The sequence below is a fragment of the Lancefieldella parvula genome (assembly GCF_963547875.1).
GTDB lineage: Bacteria > Actinomycetota > Coriobacteriia > Coriobacteriales > Atopobiaceae > Lancefieldella > Lancefieldella parvula_D.
On sequence record NZ_CAUUSI010000001.1, the window covers coordinates 259,980 to 275,971 of the forward strand.

The window sequence follows — 15,992 nt, forward strand, 5'->3', positions numbered from 1 at the left end:
ACAGATGCTGACCTATACAGGTCAGCACATGCGGTTATCCAAAAATCAACTCTTCAAAGGTATAGAAACCTGGAGCTTTTGTAAGCAATTTTTCAGCGCACGCAACGGCTCCGTTAACAAAAATCTGACGAGACGTTGCGCGATGAGTCAGGCACACTTCCTCATCCTGTCCAAAGAAATGCACCTCATGAGTGCCGGCAACGGTGCCGCCTCTGAGTGCAAACACGCCAATCTCATCTTTGGTGCGCGCTCCGCAGAAGCCCTCGCGACCAGAAACAACCGGACGAGTTCCCTCTGGGTCAATAGCGGCGAGCAGCAGCTTTGCTGTACCAGATGGAGCGTCAACCTTCTGGTTGTGGTGCGTCTCCACAATCTCGGTATCCCAGCCGTCAAGCGCCTCAGCAGCCATAGCTACCGCGCGCCTCAACACAGCAACGCCTACCGAATAGTTTGCCGCGTGAATCACCGGCACGCTCTCCCCCAACTGCTTCAACTCCAAGAGCTGCTCTGGCGAGAAACCCGTGGTGCCAGAAACAAGCGCACACCCGCGCTCACGTACAAAGCCGACCACAGCGTCAAAGGCTGCAACACCAGAGAAATCCACAACCACATCAGGCGTCTGTTCAACGGTATTCAGCTGATTGATATTCTCGTGACCAAACGCACCAAGTACCTCAAAACCGTGAGCAATCAGGGTTTGCTCAATGAGCTTTCCCATCTTGCCGGTACCAATTACTACTGCACTAGGCATCAAGAAGACCAGCCTTTCTCATAGCATTCTCAAGCACCTCTGCATGCTCTTCTGTCATCTTCCACAGAGGCAGACGATAATTCTCTTCCATAAAGCCCATACGAGCCAGCGCGGCCTTTACAGGAATTGGATTAACCTCGCAGAAGAGTGCGTGAACCAGGTCAAGATACTGAAGCTGTAGCTCACGGGCAAGCGAAACCTCGCCGCGGTGCCATGCAGCTACCAGGTCATGAACCATCTTTGGATCAAGGTTAGACCATACGGAAATGACACCAGAAGCACCCAAGGAAAGCAGAGGCACAATCATGTCGTCATTTCCAGACCACATAGTAAAGTCATCGCTCAGATAACGAGCAACCTTTGTTGCGTATGCGATGTCTCCAGACGCCTCTTTAATGCCCCATGCATTTGGATGTGCAGCAAGTCTCTGAACATTGCGCTCAGAAATTGAGCAACCCGTTCTACCAGGGATGTTATATAAAATGCAAGGAACATCAACGCGGTCTAATACATACGAGAAGTGCTGGTAGATGCCCTCTTCGTTACTCTTGTTGTAGTAAGGAGTAATGAGCAGCAGGCCATCAACACCTGCCTTCTCTAGAGCCTCTGCTTTGCGCAAAGACTCAGCAGAAGAGTTGGAGCCAGCACCACCAATAACAGGAACTCTGCCCTGAGCCCTGGCAAGGATTGCCTTAACTACCTCGATGTCCTCCTCGTCTGTCATGGTTGAGGACTCACCAGTTGTACCAAGGGCCAAAATTCCATCAATTCCCTGGTCAATCTGGAAGTCTACAAAGCGCTCAAGTGCCTCGAAGTCAACATTTCCCTGAGCATCAAATGGGGTTACTAAAGCGGTGATTGCACCAGTCAAATTCTTCATGTCCATAGTTTTTCTCGCCCTCTAACGTGTGGTGTTTGTAGTTGTTTGTTGTGCAAGATCTGAAAAGTCTGAGCCGTCAAATGCAAGCGTTGCAAAGTAATCGGCCTCTGTCTCAGCGCGGCGGATAAGCTGCACGGATTCATCCTCTAGAAGCAGTAGCTCAGCGGAGCGCAGACGACCGTTGTAGTTATAACCCATCGAGAAACCATGAGCGCCGGTATCGTGAATGAACAAGAGATCACCCACGGCAACCTCTGGGAGCTGGCGATTCTTTGCAAACTGATCGTTATTCTCGCAAAGACCTCCCACAACGTTGTACGTATGTGTTGCAGAGGCGTCCTCTTTGCCCATAACAGTGATGTGATGATAGGCATCATAGATTGCAGGACGCATGAGATTAGCCGCACACGCATCTACGCCAAGGTAGTGGCGGTATGTCTCTTTTTGGTGCAAAACGCGGGTAACAAGTGCGCCAGCGGGACCCAAAAGCCAACGGCCAAGCTCGGTGTAGATAGAAACATCACCCATACCTGCAGGAACTAAGACCTCTTCAAAGGCGCGTTTTACTCCCTGACCAATTGCCAAGACGTCAGGCTCAACCTGGTCTGGCTCATACGCCACACCAATTCCGCCAGAAAGATCAATAAATCCAATATGGATATCAAGTTCTTTATGCAGCTTAACAGCCAGCTCAAAGAGGACGCGCGCAAGGTTTGGATAGTAATCTTCCTCTTGAGCGTTACTAGCTAGGAAGGCATGGAGGCCAAATTCAGTGACACCTTTGGTTTTAAGATACGCAAACGTCTGGAAAAGCTGTTCTTCTGTCATGCCAAACTTAGCATCATCGGGATTTCCAATAATGCCGTTTTGTGACTCAAACACGCCACCAGGATTAAGGCGTGCACACATGACCTGAGGCATGTTGCTTCCCACCGCTTCTTCAAGCGTTGTAAGCATATCGCCACCAGCGTCCAAGTTGATAATGGCTCCCAGCTCATGAGCACGAGCAAAGTCAAGCACCGTGGTGTCATTTGACGAGAGCATAATGTTTTGGCTGGTAACTCCACAGGCTTTTGCAAGCGTGAGCTCGGTAGCATTTGCACAGTCACAGCCGCAACCAAGTTCTGCAAGCAACTTCACAATGTATGGATTTGGCGTAGCCTTAACCGCAAAGTACTCTTTAAAGCCAGCGTTCCAGCTAAAAGCCTCTTGTAACAGCTTTGCGCGGCGAACAATCTCTGCCTTGTTATACAGGTGAAATGGCGTTGGATACGTCTTAGTAATTGCCTCTAGGGCATCTACAGAAACAAACGGTTTCTTACTCAAAGCTCCCCCTCAAATTGGGGGCGCAATACACCGTCAAAGTAGCACCCCCGAAATCTCGGACAGTCTTGCATGTATTTCATACAAGCCCACCTGACAACCACGCCTGATTGCCAAGTTCGGCGAACCTCGCCTCCTTCTGGGATCACTGCCTGCCGACTAACCCAGAACCCATCGTGCTCGCTCCTCTATTGACAGTAAAACCCTACCACAGAAAACTATGTATTTGGGCTAGTTTTGTTCTTCTCGCAAAGTATTAACAAAAGTCTTAAGGCGAGAAAGGCCTTCTGTCAGATTTTTGTCAGAAGCAGCATAACTGATACGCACATAGCCCTCAGCGCCGAAGAAAACGCCGGGCACCAGTGCAATACCAAACTCTTTGATTGCTCGCTCACAAAACGCCTCAGAATCAAGGGCAAATTCCTTGATTGATGGAAATGCGTAGAAGGCACCTTCTGGCTCTTCAACAGGAAGTTTCATATCTTGAAGCGCAGAAAGTACAATCTGCCTGCGCTTTTGATAGTTTGTGCGCATAGGCGTGACATCGTAAGAAAGTGCATAGAGAGCAGCTGGCTGCAAAAATGAAGGAACAGAAGACACCAGCTGGGCGTGGACCTTTCCAATATCTGCTGCAAGCTCGTCAGAAGTGGCAACCCAGCCAAGTCTCCAGCCCGTCATTGCCCATGGCTTTGAGAAACTATTTGTCACAATGCAGCGATCAGCTAAGTCTGGATAGAGCTCAACAAAACGTGGAACGTCCTCAACATAGGCAAGCTCTCTATAAACGTCATCACACATCACATAAAAGCCGTGCTTGCGGGCAAGTTCTGCCACCGCATCAAGCGACTCTTTTGTATAAACACATCCCGTAGGATTGTTGGGAGAAGTCAGCACAATAAGCTTTGTCTTCTCTGAAATCTTTGATTTAAGCTGCTCAGCATCAATCTGGAAATGATTGGCGCTGGTATCAAGCGGCACAACTACACCACGATTAAGCTGGCAGAGTGTTTTGTATACCAGATACGCTGGTTCAGGAATGATAACTTCATTACCTGGATTCATAAGGGTCAGCATAGTTGCAGAAATGGCTTCCGCAGCTCCCACGGTAACTACAATGCCGTCTGGACTAACCCTCATACCACGAGCTGACTCCCAATCGGCAATAGCTCTTCTAAGCTCAGGAGTACCGATGTTAGGTGGATAGTGAGTGTTTCCAGCTGCAAGTTCTCTGTCTACTAAGTTGCAAATAGGAGCTGGAGTGTCTTCTCCCGGCTCTCCAATGGTTAAAGAAATACATCCTGGTGTTGCAGCAGCAAGTGCCGAGAAACGCCTGATACCAGAGGGTTTGAAAAGCTCTAGTGTTGTATTTCTTGATAGCGACATACAAACTCCTCAAAGTAATTTCAATCCATAATAGTTATCATTTAAATCATACGACACTTGATTGATACGAGGTTCGCATGAAAAGAGTTTTGTCTCTTGGCCTTAAGTTTATTATTGGCCTTCTAAAAAGGGTTCTTGCACCACTTTTCAAATTTGTAGGCGGGCTTTTTGTTCTAGCTTTACTGGTTGTTGGTGGATATGCCCTCTACCTGCAGCTTAATTACTATCGCATTCCTGACAATACTCCTGTATCCAATCAAGGTGCTTCTCCTGAGGCTACAACTGTACAGGTAGGCCAAACCTACACAGCTTCGACCTACAACATTGGCTTTGGTGCTTACACCCCTGATTACACCTTCTTTATGGATGAAGGCATCATGCAGGATGGCACACGCACCGTGGGAACTCACGGACGCGCGGTAAGCAGAAACTCCGTTCTTTACACCACAAACGGTGCCCTGAACACCGTTTCTTCTCTGAATGGCGGTACAGCCCCTGACTTTATTCTTTTCCAAGAGATTGATACCTCATCCGATAGAAGCTGGCACGTCAATCAAGTTTCTGAGGCAGAGAGCCGCTTTGGATCCTACGCATCATATTTTGCGCAGAACTTCCACACCGCGTTTCTCGCCTATCCACTCACAGAGTTCCACGGAACCTCTAACTCTGGAATTCTGACGCTTTCAAACGTACTTGCTTCTAGCGCAACTCGTCGTACCTACCCCATTGATGAGTCATTCCCAACAAAATTCTTTGACCTAGACCGTTGCTTTATGATTACACGCTATCCTACCAGCGATGGTCATGAGCTGGTACTTATTAACAGCCACATGTCTGCCTACGACAAAGGCGGCACCAGCCGCGCTCAACAGCTTGCACTTCTGACCAAAATAATGTCTGAGGAGCGCGCTAAGGGCAATTACGTTATTGCGGGTGGCGACTGGAACCATGCCATTTTGGGCTCGCTTACACTCTACCCTTCTGTTCAGCAGATACCAGATTGGGTAGCAGAACTCAAAGATTCTGATTTGCCAGAAGGTTTTAGCGTTGTAGCTCCAGACAACCTTACCGACGTTCCTACCTGCCGCGGAGATGACATTCCATACGAGAAGGACAAGACATACACCACCACAGTTGATGGCTGGATTGTCTCGGATAACGTTGTTGCAACCGCCAGAAACATTGACACGCAATTTGCTTACTCGGACCACAACCCGGTTCTGTTGTCTTTCACCCTAAAGAGTAAAGAATAGGGTTATCTGCCCTTCGATATATTCATATTATGTGCGTGTTGTACCTATAATACGCACATAATTATTGACTCCACAGTCTTTATCTTGTATAACAAAACTACAAGAAAGGCGGGTAATCATGGCAAAAGTAAGCACAAATATAAATTTGGATCCAACCCTTAAAAAGAATGCTCAGGAGCTTCTCAGAGATTTAGGCATGGATCTTACTACTGCTATTACCATTTTTCTTCGTCAGACTGTTCGTGAGCAGGGAATCCCTTTTGAAATCAAGCGAGAAATTCCTAATGCTCAAACTATAGAGGCTCTTAATGAATACACCAACATGAAAGAGCATCCAGAAAATTACAAGCACTATGCCTCATTCTCCGACGCAATGTCGGAGGTCCTAGATGCTTGAAATCTTTTAGAACCGGTTCTCATTCTGATCTCTTTTAAAACTAAAGAATAATTTCTGTTTTGTTGTAACCACAACAAAAGCCATATGGAACTCCTGTCACACTTTGGGTATAAAGTAAGCCAAAGTGGACTTTCTAAACCCATCCGAGAGGAGCCCGTATGGCACAGGTTCTTGATTTAAGCAAATCCGTTTATGAGATTTGCACTAAGTATCCCGTTATTAAAGGCCTCATGGCAGAAAATGGCTTTGCCGAGATTACCGAGCCAGGCCGTCTTCAGACCATGGGACGCTTTATGACCATTCCAAAAGGTTGCGACCACAAAGGCGTAGACCTTGAAGAGCTCAAAGCAATCTTCCGCTCTCACGGCTTTACCATTCTTGGTGATGAGGAGCCTGCAGCAGTAGAAACCCCAGCTGACGAGAAACCCGCAGAGGCAGAGAACGCACCTATCGCGCAGACTCCTGAGGAGCGCAAAGCTCTTATCGCCCAGTACCTTGAGCGCCTCAATGACGGCGAGGACATCGAGGCTGTTCGCGAGGACTTTACCCGTAACTTCAAGGACGTCTCTGGCTCAGAGATTTCTAACGCTGAACAGGAGCTCATTGCTGGCGGCGTTCCTATGGAGAAGGTCCTCAAGCTCTGTGACGTTCATGCCGCTCTCTTTGAAGGCAAGGTCTCTTGCGCACCAACAGGTGCTGTTGAAGAGACCCCTGGCCATCCTGTTTGGACCATGCGCCAAGAGAACGACCGCATTCTTGCCTTTATCCACGACCGCGTTGCTCCAGATGTGAAGCGTGCTCGTACGCTTACCGAGTCTTCCAGCAACGAAGAGTGCGCTGGTGTTGCAGCAATTCTAAAGGCTGATATGGACGCCTTTGACGAGGTCTTTGTTCACTACAAGCGCAAGGAAGAACTGCTCTTCCCTCATCTTGAGCGCCACGATATCACTGGTCCTTCAAAGGTTATGTGGGGTAAGGACGACGAGGTAAGAAACGCTGTTAACGGTGCAGAGGCTCTGCTCGAGACTGCATACGGCCAGTATGATGCAGGCCTTATGGCAGCCGTTGCTGACTATCTGGATGAGGCTATTGAGGGTGCTGAGTCCATGGCTTCCAAGGAAGAGAACGTCCTCATTCCGCTTTCCCTTGAGCACCTAACCGCTACCCAGTGGACCCAGATTGCCGCTGAGGAGAACGAGTTTGGTCACGCATTTGGCGTCAATCCTCCTTCATGGCACGCAGATCCTCTTGAGCTTGCAAACGACAAGCTTAAAGAGATGGAAGCCGCAGCCGCTATGGACGAGAATAACGCTGAAGCAGAAGAGGAAGCAATTTCTGCTGACGGTAAGGTCAAACTCTCTACCGGTGAGTTCACCATTCCGCAGCTTGAGGCTGTCTTTGCAACCATTCCGCTTGACATTACCTTTGTTGATGCAGATGACAAGACACGTTACTTCAGCCACGGCGACACCCGTGCTTTCCCTCGTCCTAAGAGCTGCCTTGGCCGCGACGTATATGACTGCCATCCACCAAAGAGCCAAGAGGCTGTTCGTCGCATCCTCACCGAGTTCAGAAGCGGTCGTAGTGACTCCTCCGAGTTCTGGTTTGAGGTCAGGGATAAGTTCCTCTATGTCCGTTACTTTGCTGTTCGCGATGAAGAGGGTAACTACCTGGGCGCTCTTGAGACCACTCAGGACATCGGACCAATCCGCGCTCTTGAGGGCGAGAACCGCAGAGGTTCTGACAGCTAAGATCTTACGCACGTAAAATCCTGAGTTACCTTTCAAAAAAATTTGTGCGACTTGGTAGGCGATGTGTCCTTTTTAAGGCACATCGCCTACACTATTTCTGGCCAAAAGAGAGGAGCCTCAGTGCTACATCGTTTACTCGGCACTAAATATGCATACGCCATCGTTGCAACTTGTATTGTCATCATGTTTTTGCCGTGCGCCATTATCCTTACGTGCTTTGGCATCTTTATCACACCAGTTTCACAATATTTTGGCGTTCCCCGCGTTGCCTTCTCTGCGGTCTTCTCGGTACTCTGTATTGCCATGACGGTAGTTCTGCCATTCATGGGCAAGTTCTATAAAACACACGACACGCGCCTAGTGCTTTCTGCAAGCGTTATCATTTGCGCAATTTCATACGGAGCTATGTCAGCAGCTCAAGAAATGTGGCATTTCTATCTCTGTGCAGTGGGACTTGGTATTGGCGTACCTGCACTCATGTTCTTGTGCGTCCCCGCCCTCATTAACGATTGGTTTGACCAGCGCGTTGGTACCTTTATGGGCCTCTGCTTTGCATTCACCGGCATTGGTGGCACTGTCTTTAACCCCATTGGATCCGCCATCATCTCGTCTGGCCCTGAAGGTTGGCGCGCTTGCTATCTGATTTTTGCTCTGGTCATGCTTGTAGGAACACTCCCCTTCACCCTTTTTGTGGTGCGCGAGAAACCCCAAGACCTTGGCCTTACTCCCCTTACCTTCTCCTCTACTGACGAGAAAAACGTTGAGGTTGCAGAGACTTCTTCTACCGATATCTCTGCCGATGACGCAATAAAATATCCAGAGTTTTTTATGGTTGCTGCGTTTTATGCACTCATTACCTTTAACCAGCAAATCTCTCAGTACTTCCCAAGCTATGCAGCAACCTTTGCAGAAACTGCTCCTGCCATTGCCGCTGCCACAGGCCTTCTTGCTGGAACAACTATGCTGGGTCAAGCAATTGGAAAAGTGCTTCTAGGTGCTTTAAGCGATATCTCCGTGAAGCTTGCTTGCTTTGTAGGAATTTTCTCGGGCATTGTTGGCTTACTTATGTTGGGGATTAAGCTTCCAGTATTGCCACTCTTGCTGGCAGGAACCTTCCTTTTTGGAATTGCCTATGCCCTTACAACGGTTGGCTCGCCACTTTTGGTACGTGCGGTCTTTGGTAAAAAAGATTCCACTCTTATTTACTCAAGAATTGCAGGCGTAAGCAGCTTTGTCTCTGCATGCGCGCTCATTATTTGGAGCCTAATTGTTGATGGCTCGGCCCACGGTTTCTTGGTGCTCTTTGGTATTGGTATTGTACTGATGAGCAGTTGTCTTGCGCTTGCGCTCGCTGCACTTAAGCGCGCTGACAAACGAGCATAAGGTTATCTGACTCTGTTGGATCTACCTCTGAATCTTGAGAATGATTTAAACCAAAGAAACCTTTAGGTACCACTAATAGTCAAGTGCGTATTAAATTTTAAAGAAGCGGGAAAAGAGGTTTCGTGAGAAACAATAATAACGATTCTATTCTTAGAAAGATCCTGTAATTTCTGAGCAATAATTTCAATATTGTTCGGGTCTAAGTTTGCAAATGGTTCATCAAGTATCACAACTTTTGACGGACGAATCAGTGCTCTAAGAATAGACAGTCTCTTTCTTTCACCTCCAGAAAGATTTTCACCTTCTTTAGCAATATCTTTATTCAATAGGCTTTTTCTGAATCCAAATTCATCTAGTAGACTCTCTAATTTCATTCTTTCCGATGATGAGAGATGGTCTACGGTTTTAGGATATATTAAATTTTCTATCACAGATAAATTAAACAGTTTATTCGATTGTCCTGAATATGAGTACAAATTCAAGTCGTCTTCTCGAGAATAAATAGTCACTTCTCCACTCGAAGATTTGATTAAGCCTAAAAGTATTTTTATCAAAGTGGATTTACCTACACCGCTTTTTCCGTCGATTAAGTTGACTCCTTCTTTAAATCTAAAAGTGACATCTTCAAGAATTGCTTCAGATTCATAATTTTTTGATATGCCGGTCAAAACTATTTCTGATTCAGATGAATCAGAAATAAAATGGATAGTTGAGATCTCTTCAGCTGGCTTCGAGATTATAAAATCTATAAGCTTATCTGCACTTGAAACGGATTTTTGAATTAACTGAGAATACTTATTCAAATTTGAAAATGGATTATAAAATCTTTGTACGTAAAGCAAAAACGGGATAAGAAGCATCCAATTTCCATCCTGCATTAACACATCTTTACATAAAAAGAATAATGAAATCGCAACAAATAAATATCGAACGCTTTTTTCTATAACAAAGAAGATACTAAGTGCCGCACTTGATAAATTATCGTTCTCCAAAATATCAATATTTATACGGTTAAAACGATTGTCCTCTCTCCTTGCCTTTAAATATTTTAATATATGCAAAATTGTCATTAGTTTCATTAATCTTTTCAATCAAATCCTCATTGAGTTTGATTGTATTTTCTGCAAACTTTTTTTGCTCAAATGCCGATATATTGCCGATTAAAACTAATGGTAATATGCCGATTATTAAAATAAATAACGAAGTGATATTTATTTGTGTCATAAAAAAACAAATCCACACTGTATCGAATATATCTGAGCACAAAGTAAAAAAGCTTGTTGAAAAGATTAAGCTTAATCTATTTACGTTATTGTCTATCAAATTAATATAATACGCATTGTCATGAATTGTCGCTAATTCATATTTCATATCAATAAGTTTTGAATACGCTTTATCTCTTACGTTTTTAATGATGTCATTTGAAAAAATAGAAACTCTAAAGCAAAAGTAATTTCTAACTATTGTTGAAAGCACAATTAACATCAAAAACTTAGCGCAGATAAAACCAATTTGAAAAAGATCATTTGTAACCGATGTGCTAAAAACTTCAGAAAGTGACTGCATATATTGAATCGAATAAATCTCAAGAAATGATGATAAAACCGCTAAAACGGCAAGAAAAACTAGTGCATTGATTTTTCCATTACCAATATGAAAGATTTCTTTTATTGATAAAAACGATTCTTTCATATATTCATATCTCCAATCAAGTGCGCTGAACTAGACTAAAGAATTCGATTTATGTTGTGTCCAAACGAGAATCATTCAAAAACTAAAATCAGCAGCTTCTATTTTACACTTCATTTTTTTAATTTCTTCATCGATGTTAATTCATTGACATCACAAAAACTTTTAACTAATAAATAGCCAAAAGCTTGCGCTCGCTGCACTTAAGCGCGCTGACAAACGAGCATAAGGTTATCTGGCTCTGTTGGAGCAACTTCTGGATCCAAAGGTACAACCTCTACCTGTTCAAACACCGTGCGAGCAACATCCATGAGTACTTCAAGTTGATATGCGTCCTCTCCTACCTGTGCAGAAACTACATTTGTAAGATATCTACCGCCAGGAGTAAGGCAGTGTGCCACCTGTCTCATCCACTCAACAGTCATCATAGCTGCAGGTGGAACTTCTCCGCTAAAGCAATCATTTAAGATAGCGTCATAGCGCCTATTATCAGAGGTAGCTAGGCTCTTTATATACTCTACGCCATCAGCTACTTGTACCCGAAGCCTACCTTTGCTCTCTCTAATAGCTTCATCCACAAAGAAGTAGCTATGAGCTAGAGCTGCAATTTTAGGATCAATCTCCAGTGCGTCGCAAGAAACCTCTGGATAATGAGCTACTAAATATCGAGGATACGAGCAACCACCAGCACCCAGCATCAAAACTGAGCGCACAGGGCAGGCAGCTTCAAACAACAAGTCATACAACTCAAGATAAGGAAATACCAGCTGATTCTTTCTAGAATCTGTGTACGTTGCACTTTCATAGGCGCCTCCCTGCCACAGCACACGTATTTCTCCACCTTCACCATCTGAAATGGGAAATACCAACGCAGGGCCATTCAGTGTCTGAGGTTCAACGTAAATACCTGCACAAGTTAGGAGCTCCATATCATGAGCAGTAAGCTGTTTTTCTGACATGGAGCTCCTTCAAGTGATGTGTTGTATGCGATGTACGTAAGTATAGCTAGTACACGGGGTTTCTCGCCAGGTACTACCTCAACTCAAACGAATCGGCATCGGTGATGCAAACGCAGGTGTCATAGAACGCCTTGAGTGCCTGGTATCCAAGAAGCGTGTCTTTGGTGCCCGCGGTCTCGTACACGGAGTGCATAGCAAGCTGTGGCAGACCCACGTCAACGGCATGCATGCTGGCCTGAATGTTGGAGAGGTTGCCCAGCGTTGATCCGCCTGGCATATCGCTTCTATTGGCAAAAACCTGGTAAGGAATGTTTTGCTGCTTCCAAATAGCCTCGACAATGGCACGGCTAAACGCATCGGTGCAGTACGACTGACGTGCTGCTTCCTTAATAACCATGCCGCCATTGAGATAAGGCTTGTTGACTGCATCGTGCTTCTCGGGATAATTGGGGTGGACGGCATGCGCATTGTCGCAGCTTACCAGCAAAGATGCCGAGAGCGCTCGGTAGTAATCTTCCTGTGTAAAGCCAAGCGTGGCGTTTACGCGTTGCAAAGTGTCTTTTAGAAATGTGGACTGAGCGCCCTGCTTGGTATTTGAACCAACTTCTTCATTATCAAAGCAGGTGTACACAGAGATGTCCTGCTCATTTGAGGAAGCAAGGAAGGCCTTAAGTGCTACGAATGCACACTGAAGGTCATCCAGATGACCAGCGGAAACAAATTCTTTCTTAGCACCCCAAATGCGGCCGCCCGTGTGATCAACTAAGAACAAATCACGAGAAAGAATGTCCTCTTGAGACACGCCTGCTGCGTCTGCTACCAGGGCGTTAAAGGCGCCGGGATTAAGCTCTCCAGCACTAAAGAGTGGCATCAAATCTTTAGCGCGATTAAACTCTGGCGAGAGACCATTTTTGTGCTCAAGATGAATAGCCAAGCTTGGAATCATGACAACGTCGTCTTCAATGTTGACCAGCCTGGACTCTACCTTGTTTCCTACCTTGACCAGCACACGACCGGCAATACCCAAAGGGCGGTCAAACCACGTGTGATCAAGCATGCCGCCGTATGCCTCGGTGTTCAGACGAAGCGAGTTGCCCTCACCAGTAAGCTCTGGCTGAGCTTTTACCTTGTAGGTTGGAGAATCGCCATGGGCAACAGCAAGCTGGAAGTGATAAGGAGCATCAACGCTTGAGGTTTGGGCCTCACGGTACTTCTCGCCAACTTTCCAGGCAACAATTGAAGAATTATTGCGCGTGGTAAAGTAAGCGCCACCTGGCAGAACATCCCAAGAAGAACCTTCGGAGAGATAGGTAAAACCATTCTCTAACAGGTACTCTTTGATGGTTTGTGTGGTATGAAACATAGAAGGGCTCTGCTTAATAAAAGCAAGGAGCTCCTCAGAAAGAGCAAGTGACTCATTCAAATCAGACATGCGTAAAACCTTTCATAGAACTGTGTTGCCTCAACAGCCTAGCACGCATTTTTGGTGAGGCGCGCACTTTCTAGAAAATGACGCAAAGAATACGCGCTTCAGGGTAGATACTTATATGTTGAACTAATTCTCACCCACCAAAGCGAGAGTCTATGGATATCAATCAAGCTATTGAGCACGCTAATGCGTTTGTCATACCTGGCCTTCTTGTTGATGATCAGTCCATCATCGGCGAGGTCAACAAAAACTGTGATGCCATTAAAACGCTGCTTGATGCCTGGAAGGAAGCGCCACTTGGCCAAGAGCCTGTAGAGTTTTCTGTCATTCAGCAGCTTGCTGATAGAACGCGCTCGCTCTGCGATACCTACGGTGTGGAGAGACTCAGAAACCATCGAGGCGTTGGACTTTCTCGCGGTCTTTCAAATGACGATCTTGCAGCAGCCGTTGCAAAGATGCAGCGTCGTCGCCCTAAGGCTGTCTTTAAAACCGCAGGTCCACTTCTTAATGACTTGCAAATTGCCTATGTCGAGAAGAGCGTTTCTGGCACGGTGCTGGGCATTGATATTGAGACTACGTCGCGCTTCCCTGAGCTGGGCTACATTGTTAACGTAGGCTTTGAGTTCTGGAATCTTGGTCGCAACACCGTTCCGGTAGAGCCTCACACCGCCTACTTTGGCATCCCAGAGATGTACAAAGAAAAGGGCGTCCCTCTTGCCGATATTCACCAGATTACCTGGAAAGATGTTGAGGGCAAGAAATCCTTTAGAGACGATAAGAAAGCCCAAGAGGCCCTGCTGGCAACTATGAAAAAGATTCCTTTTATGGCACATAACGCTGCCTTTGAGGATTCTTGGTTCATGTTCAACATTGATGGCTACGCAGAAGCTAGAAAAGCGGGCAAGATTATTGTTATTGACTCCCGTGATATCTGCCGTCGTTTGGACCCAGAAATTAGGTCTCTTCCTCGTGAGTCTTCCCCAGCCGCACTTGAGAACTGGGCACGTCGTAGGCATACCCTTGCGGCGGACGAGAAGGAACGTCACTTAGGACTTGAAGACGTAGACCTTATGATTCGTACCGTGCAAGCAGAGTTTGCAGACCACAATATGTTTGAAGACTAGGCAACGTTGTCGGTTACCTGTGTTCAAGCGTTATACTAAAGAGTGCACAAACTAGATTTTCTCGCTAGAAAATAACTGCCAAGGAGGAGTTTTGTCAGAGAAGCAGGTTAGAGTACGTTTTGCGCCATCCCCAACAGGTAAGTTGCACATCGGAGGTGCGCGTACTGCTATCTATAACTGGGCTTTTGCTCGTGCAAATGGTGGCAAGTTTATTCTTCGTATTGATGACACAGATCCTACGCGCTCAACTGAAGAGAATACTCAGATTATCCTGCGCGCTATGAAGTGGCTTGGCCTTGATTGGGACGAGGGTCCCGATAAGGGCGGCGATTGCGGTCCTTATAGCCAGACCGAGCGCCTTGACTTGTATCGTGAGGCAGCAAATAAACTGCTGGCAGAGGGCAAGGCTTACCCTTGCTTCTGCACGCCAGAAAAGCTTGCTGAAGACAAAAAGGCTGCTGAGGAGCGCCACGACCCCTTCCAGGGCTATCAGCGTACCTGCAGAAACATTGATCCTGCAGAGGCACAGCGCCGCATTGATGCCGGCGAGCCTTATACCATCCGTATCAAGGTTCCACTGGATCGCGGTGACGTCATTGTCCACGACGCTGTTCACGGTGACGTAACCTTTAACGCTCGCGAGCTTGATGACTTTATCATCTTCCGCTCCGATGGCACCCCAACCTACAACTTTGCTACCGTTGTTGATGACGCTGGCATGGGCATTACCCACATCATTCGTGGCGATGACCACCTGTCCAACACTCCTCGCCAGATTATGGTGTACGAGGCTCTGGGCGCACCTGTTCCAACCTTCGCTCACATTTCCATGATTTTGGGTCCTGACGGCAAAAAGCTCTCCAAACGCCATGGTGCAACTTCTGTTGAAGAGTATCGTGACCAGGGCTATCTTGCAGATGCCTTTGTCAACTACCTGGCCCTTCTCGGCTGGTCGCTTGATGGCGAGACAACCATTGTTCCTCGCGACGTTTTGGCATCTCAGTTCTCTTTGGATCACGTTTCCAAGAACCCTGCTAAGTCTGATCCAGAGCGCTTGAACTGGATTAATGCAACCTATCTTGCCAATATGGACAACCAGACCTTTGCAAAGACTGTTCTGATTCCAGAGCTTGTTGGCGCTGGTCTTGAGCCTGTTCAGGGTAGTGCTACTGACGCAGAAGAGATTTACGCAACCCGTCCAGGCTGGTATGGCCTGCTCTCAGAGATTCTTCGTCCTCGCACCACCGTAAGCCCAGACGTCATTGAGAAGTCCCGCTTCCTATATGAGGGTGCAAACGTCACCTTTGATCAGAAGAGTGTTGAGAAGGGTCTTACTAAAGACGCTGCTCAGAGTGCAACTGTTCTTGCTGCTACAAAGACCGCTCTTGAGGGTGTCTCTGAGGACGAGTGGAAGGCCGCAGCAATTGACGCCGCCCTTGAGGTACTTCCAGAGCAGCTTGATCTTAAGAAGCGCGTTGTCTTCCAGTCCATTCGTGTTGCTGAGTGCGGCAACATGGTCTCCCCTCCTCTTGGAGAGTCTATGGAGCTTCTTGGCCGTGAGGTTTGCCTTGCTCGCCTTGAACGCGCTCTGGAGCTTTGCAAATAATGCGCTGAATGCGCTTGCCGCGTATTCTTCCAAACATAAGTGGGTATCAAAAGTAAAACCACAC

The 15,992-nt window shown here is 46.7% G+C and carries 14 protein-coding genes and 1 riboswitch; of the genes, 6 read left to right on the forward strand and 8 right to left on the reverse strand.

All coding sequences use genetic code 11. The features are described 5' to 3' along the window. Positions 1 to 34: 34 nt before the first annotated feature. From dapB to RWJ96_RS01295, 4 genes are all read right to left on the reverse strand, one after another. Positions 35 to 751, reverse strand: coding sequence for a 4-hydroxy-tetrahydrodipicolinate reductase (gene dapB / locus RWJ96_RS01280; protein ID WP_314018480.1), 717 nt, complete (start codon positions 749 to 751; stop codon positions 35 to 37). Then, positions 744 to 1,637 carry a 4-hydroxy-tetrahydrodipicolinate synthase gene (dapA, locus tag RWJ96_RS01285; RefSeq protein WP_314018481.1) on the reverse strand — a complete coding sequence of 298 codons (894 nt, stop codon included), beginning with the start codon at positions 1,635 to 1,637 and terminating at the stop codon, positions 744 to 746. Before dapA ends, dapB begins: the two co-directional genes overlap by 8 nt. A 15-nt stretch (positions 1,638 to 1,652) precedes the next feature. Next, the gene (locus tag RWJ96_RS01290) at positions 1,653 to 2,957 is read right to left on the reverse strand and encodes a diaminopimelate decarboxylase (RefSeq protein ID WP_314018482.1); all 1,305 of its coding nucleotides are present in this window, start codon (positions 2,955 to 2,957) and stop codon (positions 1,653 to 1,655) included. A gap of 31 nt (positions 2,958 to 2,988) precedes the next feature. After that, a riboswitch (Lysine riboswitch) is annotated at positions 2,989 to 3,153 on the reverse strand. A gap of 32 nt (positions 3,154 to 3,185) precedes the next feature. Further along, positions 3,186 to 4,337 carry an aminotransferase class I/II-fold pyridoxal phosphate-dependent enzyme gene (locus RWJ96_RS01295; RefSeq protein ID WP_314018484.1) on the reverse strand — a complete coding sequence of 384 codons (1,152 nt, stop codon included), beginning with the start codon at positions 4,335 to 4,337 and terminating at the stop codon, positions 3,186 to 3,188. Positions 4,338 to 4,414: 77 nt separating this feature from the next. Between RWJ96_RS01295 and RWJ96_RS01300 the strand changes: the two genes are divergently transcribed. From RWJ96_RS01300 to RWJ96_RS01315, 4 genes are all read left to right on the forward strand, one after another. Further along, positions 4,415 to 5,590: an endonuclease/exonuclease/phosphatase family protein gene (locus RWJ96_RS01300; RefSeq protein WP_314018485.1), complete on the forward strand. Its 1,176-nt coding sequence runs from the start codon at positions 4,415 to 4,417 to the stop codon at positions 5,588 to 5,590. Between the two features lie 118 nt (positions 5,591 to 5,708). Then, entirely contained in the window at positions 5,709 to 5,987 is a 279-nt protein-coding gene (locus RWJ96_RS01305; protein ID WP_035431761.1) for a type II toxin-antitoxin system RelB/DinJ family antitoxin, read from the forward strand. Positions 5,988 to 6,145: 158 nt separating this feature from the next. Beyond that, positions 6,146 to 7,738 (forward strand): DUF438 domain-containing protein, encoded by a 1,593-nt coding sequence (locus tag RWJ96_RS01310; RefSeq protein ID WP_314018487.1) that lies wholly within the window; start codon positions 6,146 to 6,148, stop codon positions 7,736 to 7,738. A gap of 120 nt (positions 7,739 to 7,858) precedes the next feature. Beyond that, positions 7,859 to 9,121 (forward strand): MFS transporter, encoded by a 1,263-nt coding sequence (locus RWJ96_RS01315; protein WP_314018488.1) that lies wholly within the window; start codon positions 7,859 to 7,861, stop codon positions 9,119 to 9,121. Positions 9,122 to 9,183: 62 nt separating this feature from the next. On the opposite strand, the gene RWJ96_RS01320 is transcribed toward RWJ96_RS01315, so the two are convergent. The 4 genes from RWJ96_RS01320 to RWJ96_RS01335 form a co-directional block, all read right to left on the reverse strand. Next, complete coding sequence (locus RWJ96_RS01320) at positions 9,184 to 10,191, reverse strand: ABC transporter ATP-binding protein (protein ID WP_314018489.1); 1,008 nt, start codon at positions 10,189 to 10,191, stop codon at positions 9,184 to 9,186. Next, positions 10,133 to 10,813, reverse strand: a complete 681-nt coding sequence (locus tag RWJ96_RS01325; protein ID WP_314018490.1) for a hypothetical protein — start codon at positions 10,811 to 10,813, stop codon at positions 10,133 to 10,135. The genes RWJ96_RS01320 and RWJ96_RS01325 overlap by 59 nt, the downstream gene beginning before the upstream one ends. Before the next feature lie 200 nt (positions 10,814 to 11,013). After that, a complete protein-coding gene (locus RWJ96_RS01330; protein ID WP_314018491.1) occupies positions 11,014 to 11,769 on the reverse strand; it encodes a fused MFS/spermidine synthase in 756 nt (251 codons plus the stop codon). A 73-nt stretch (positions 11,770 to 11,842) separates the two neighbouring features. Next, positions 11,843 to 13,201, reverse strand: coding sequence for a M18 family aminopeptidase (locus tag RWJ96_RS01335; RefSeq protein WP_314018492.1), 1,359 nt, complete (start codon positions 13,199 to 13,201; stop codon positions 11,843 to 11,845). Between the two features lie 152 nt (positions 13,202 to 13,353). On the opposite strand from RWJ96_RS01335, the gene RWJ96_RS01340 reads away from it, so the two are divergent. Both RWJ96_RS01340 and gltX read left to right on the forward strand, forming a co-directional pair. Further along, positions 13,354 to 14,322: a 3'-5' exonuclease gene (locus RWJ96_RS01340; protein WP_314018493.1), complete on the forward strand. Its 969-nt coding sequence runs from the start codon at positions 13,354 to 13,356 to the stop codon at positions 14,320 to 14,322. Positions 14,323 to 14,413: 91 nt separating this feature from the next. Continuing rightward, entirely contained in the window at positions 14,414 to 15,928 is a 1,515-nt protein-coding gene (gene gltX, locus RWJ96_RS01345) for a glutamate--tRNA ligase (protein WP_314018494.1), read from the forward strand. Positions 15,929 to 15,992 lie beyond the last annotated feature (64 nt).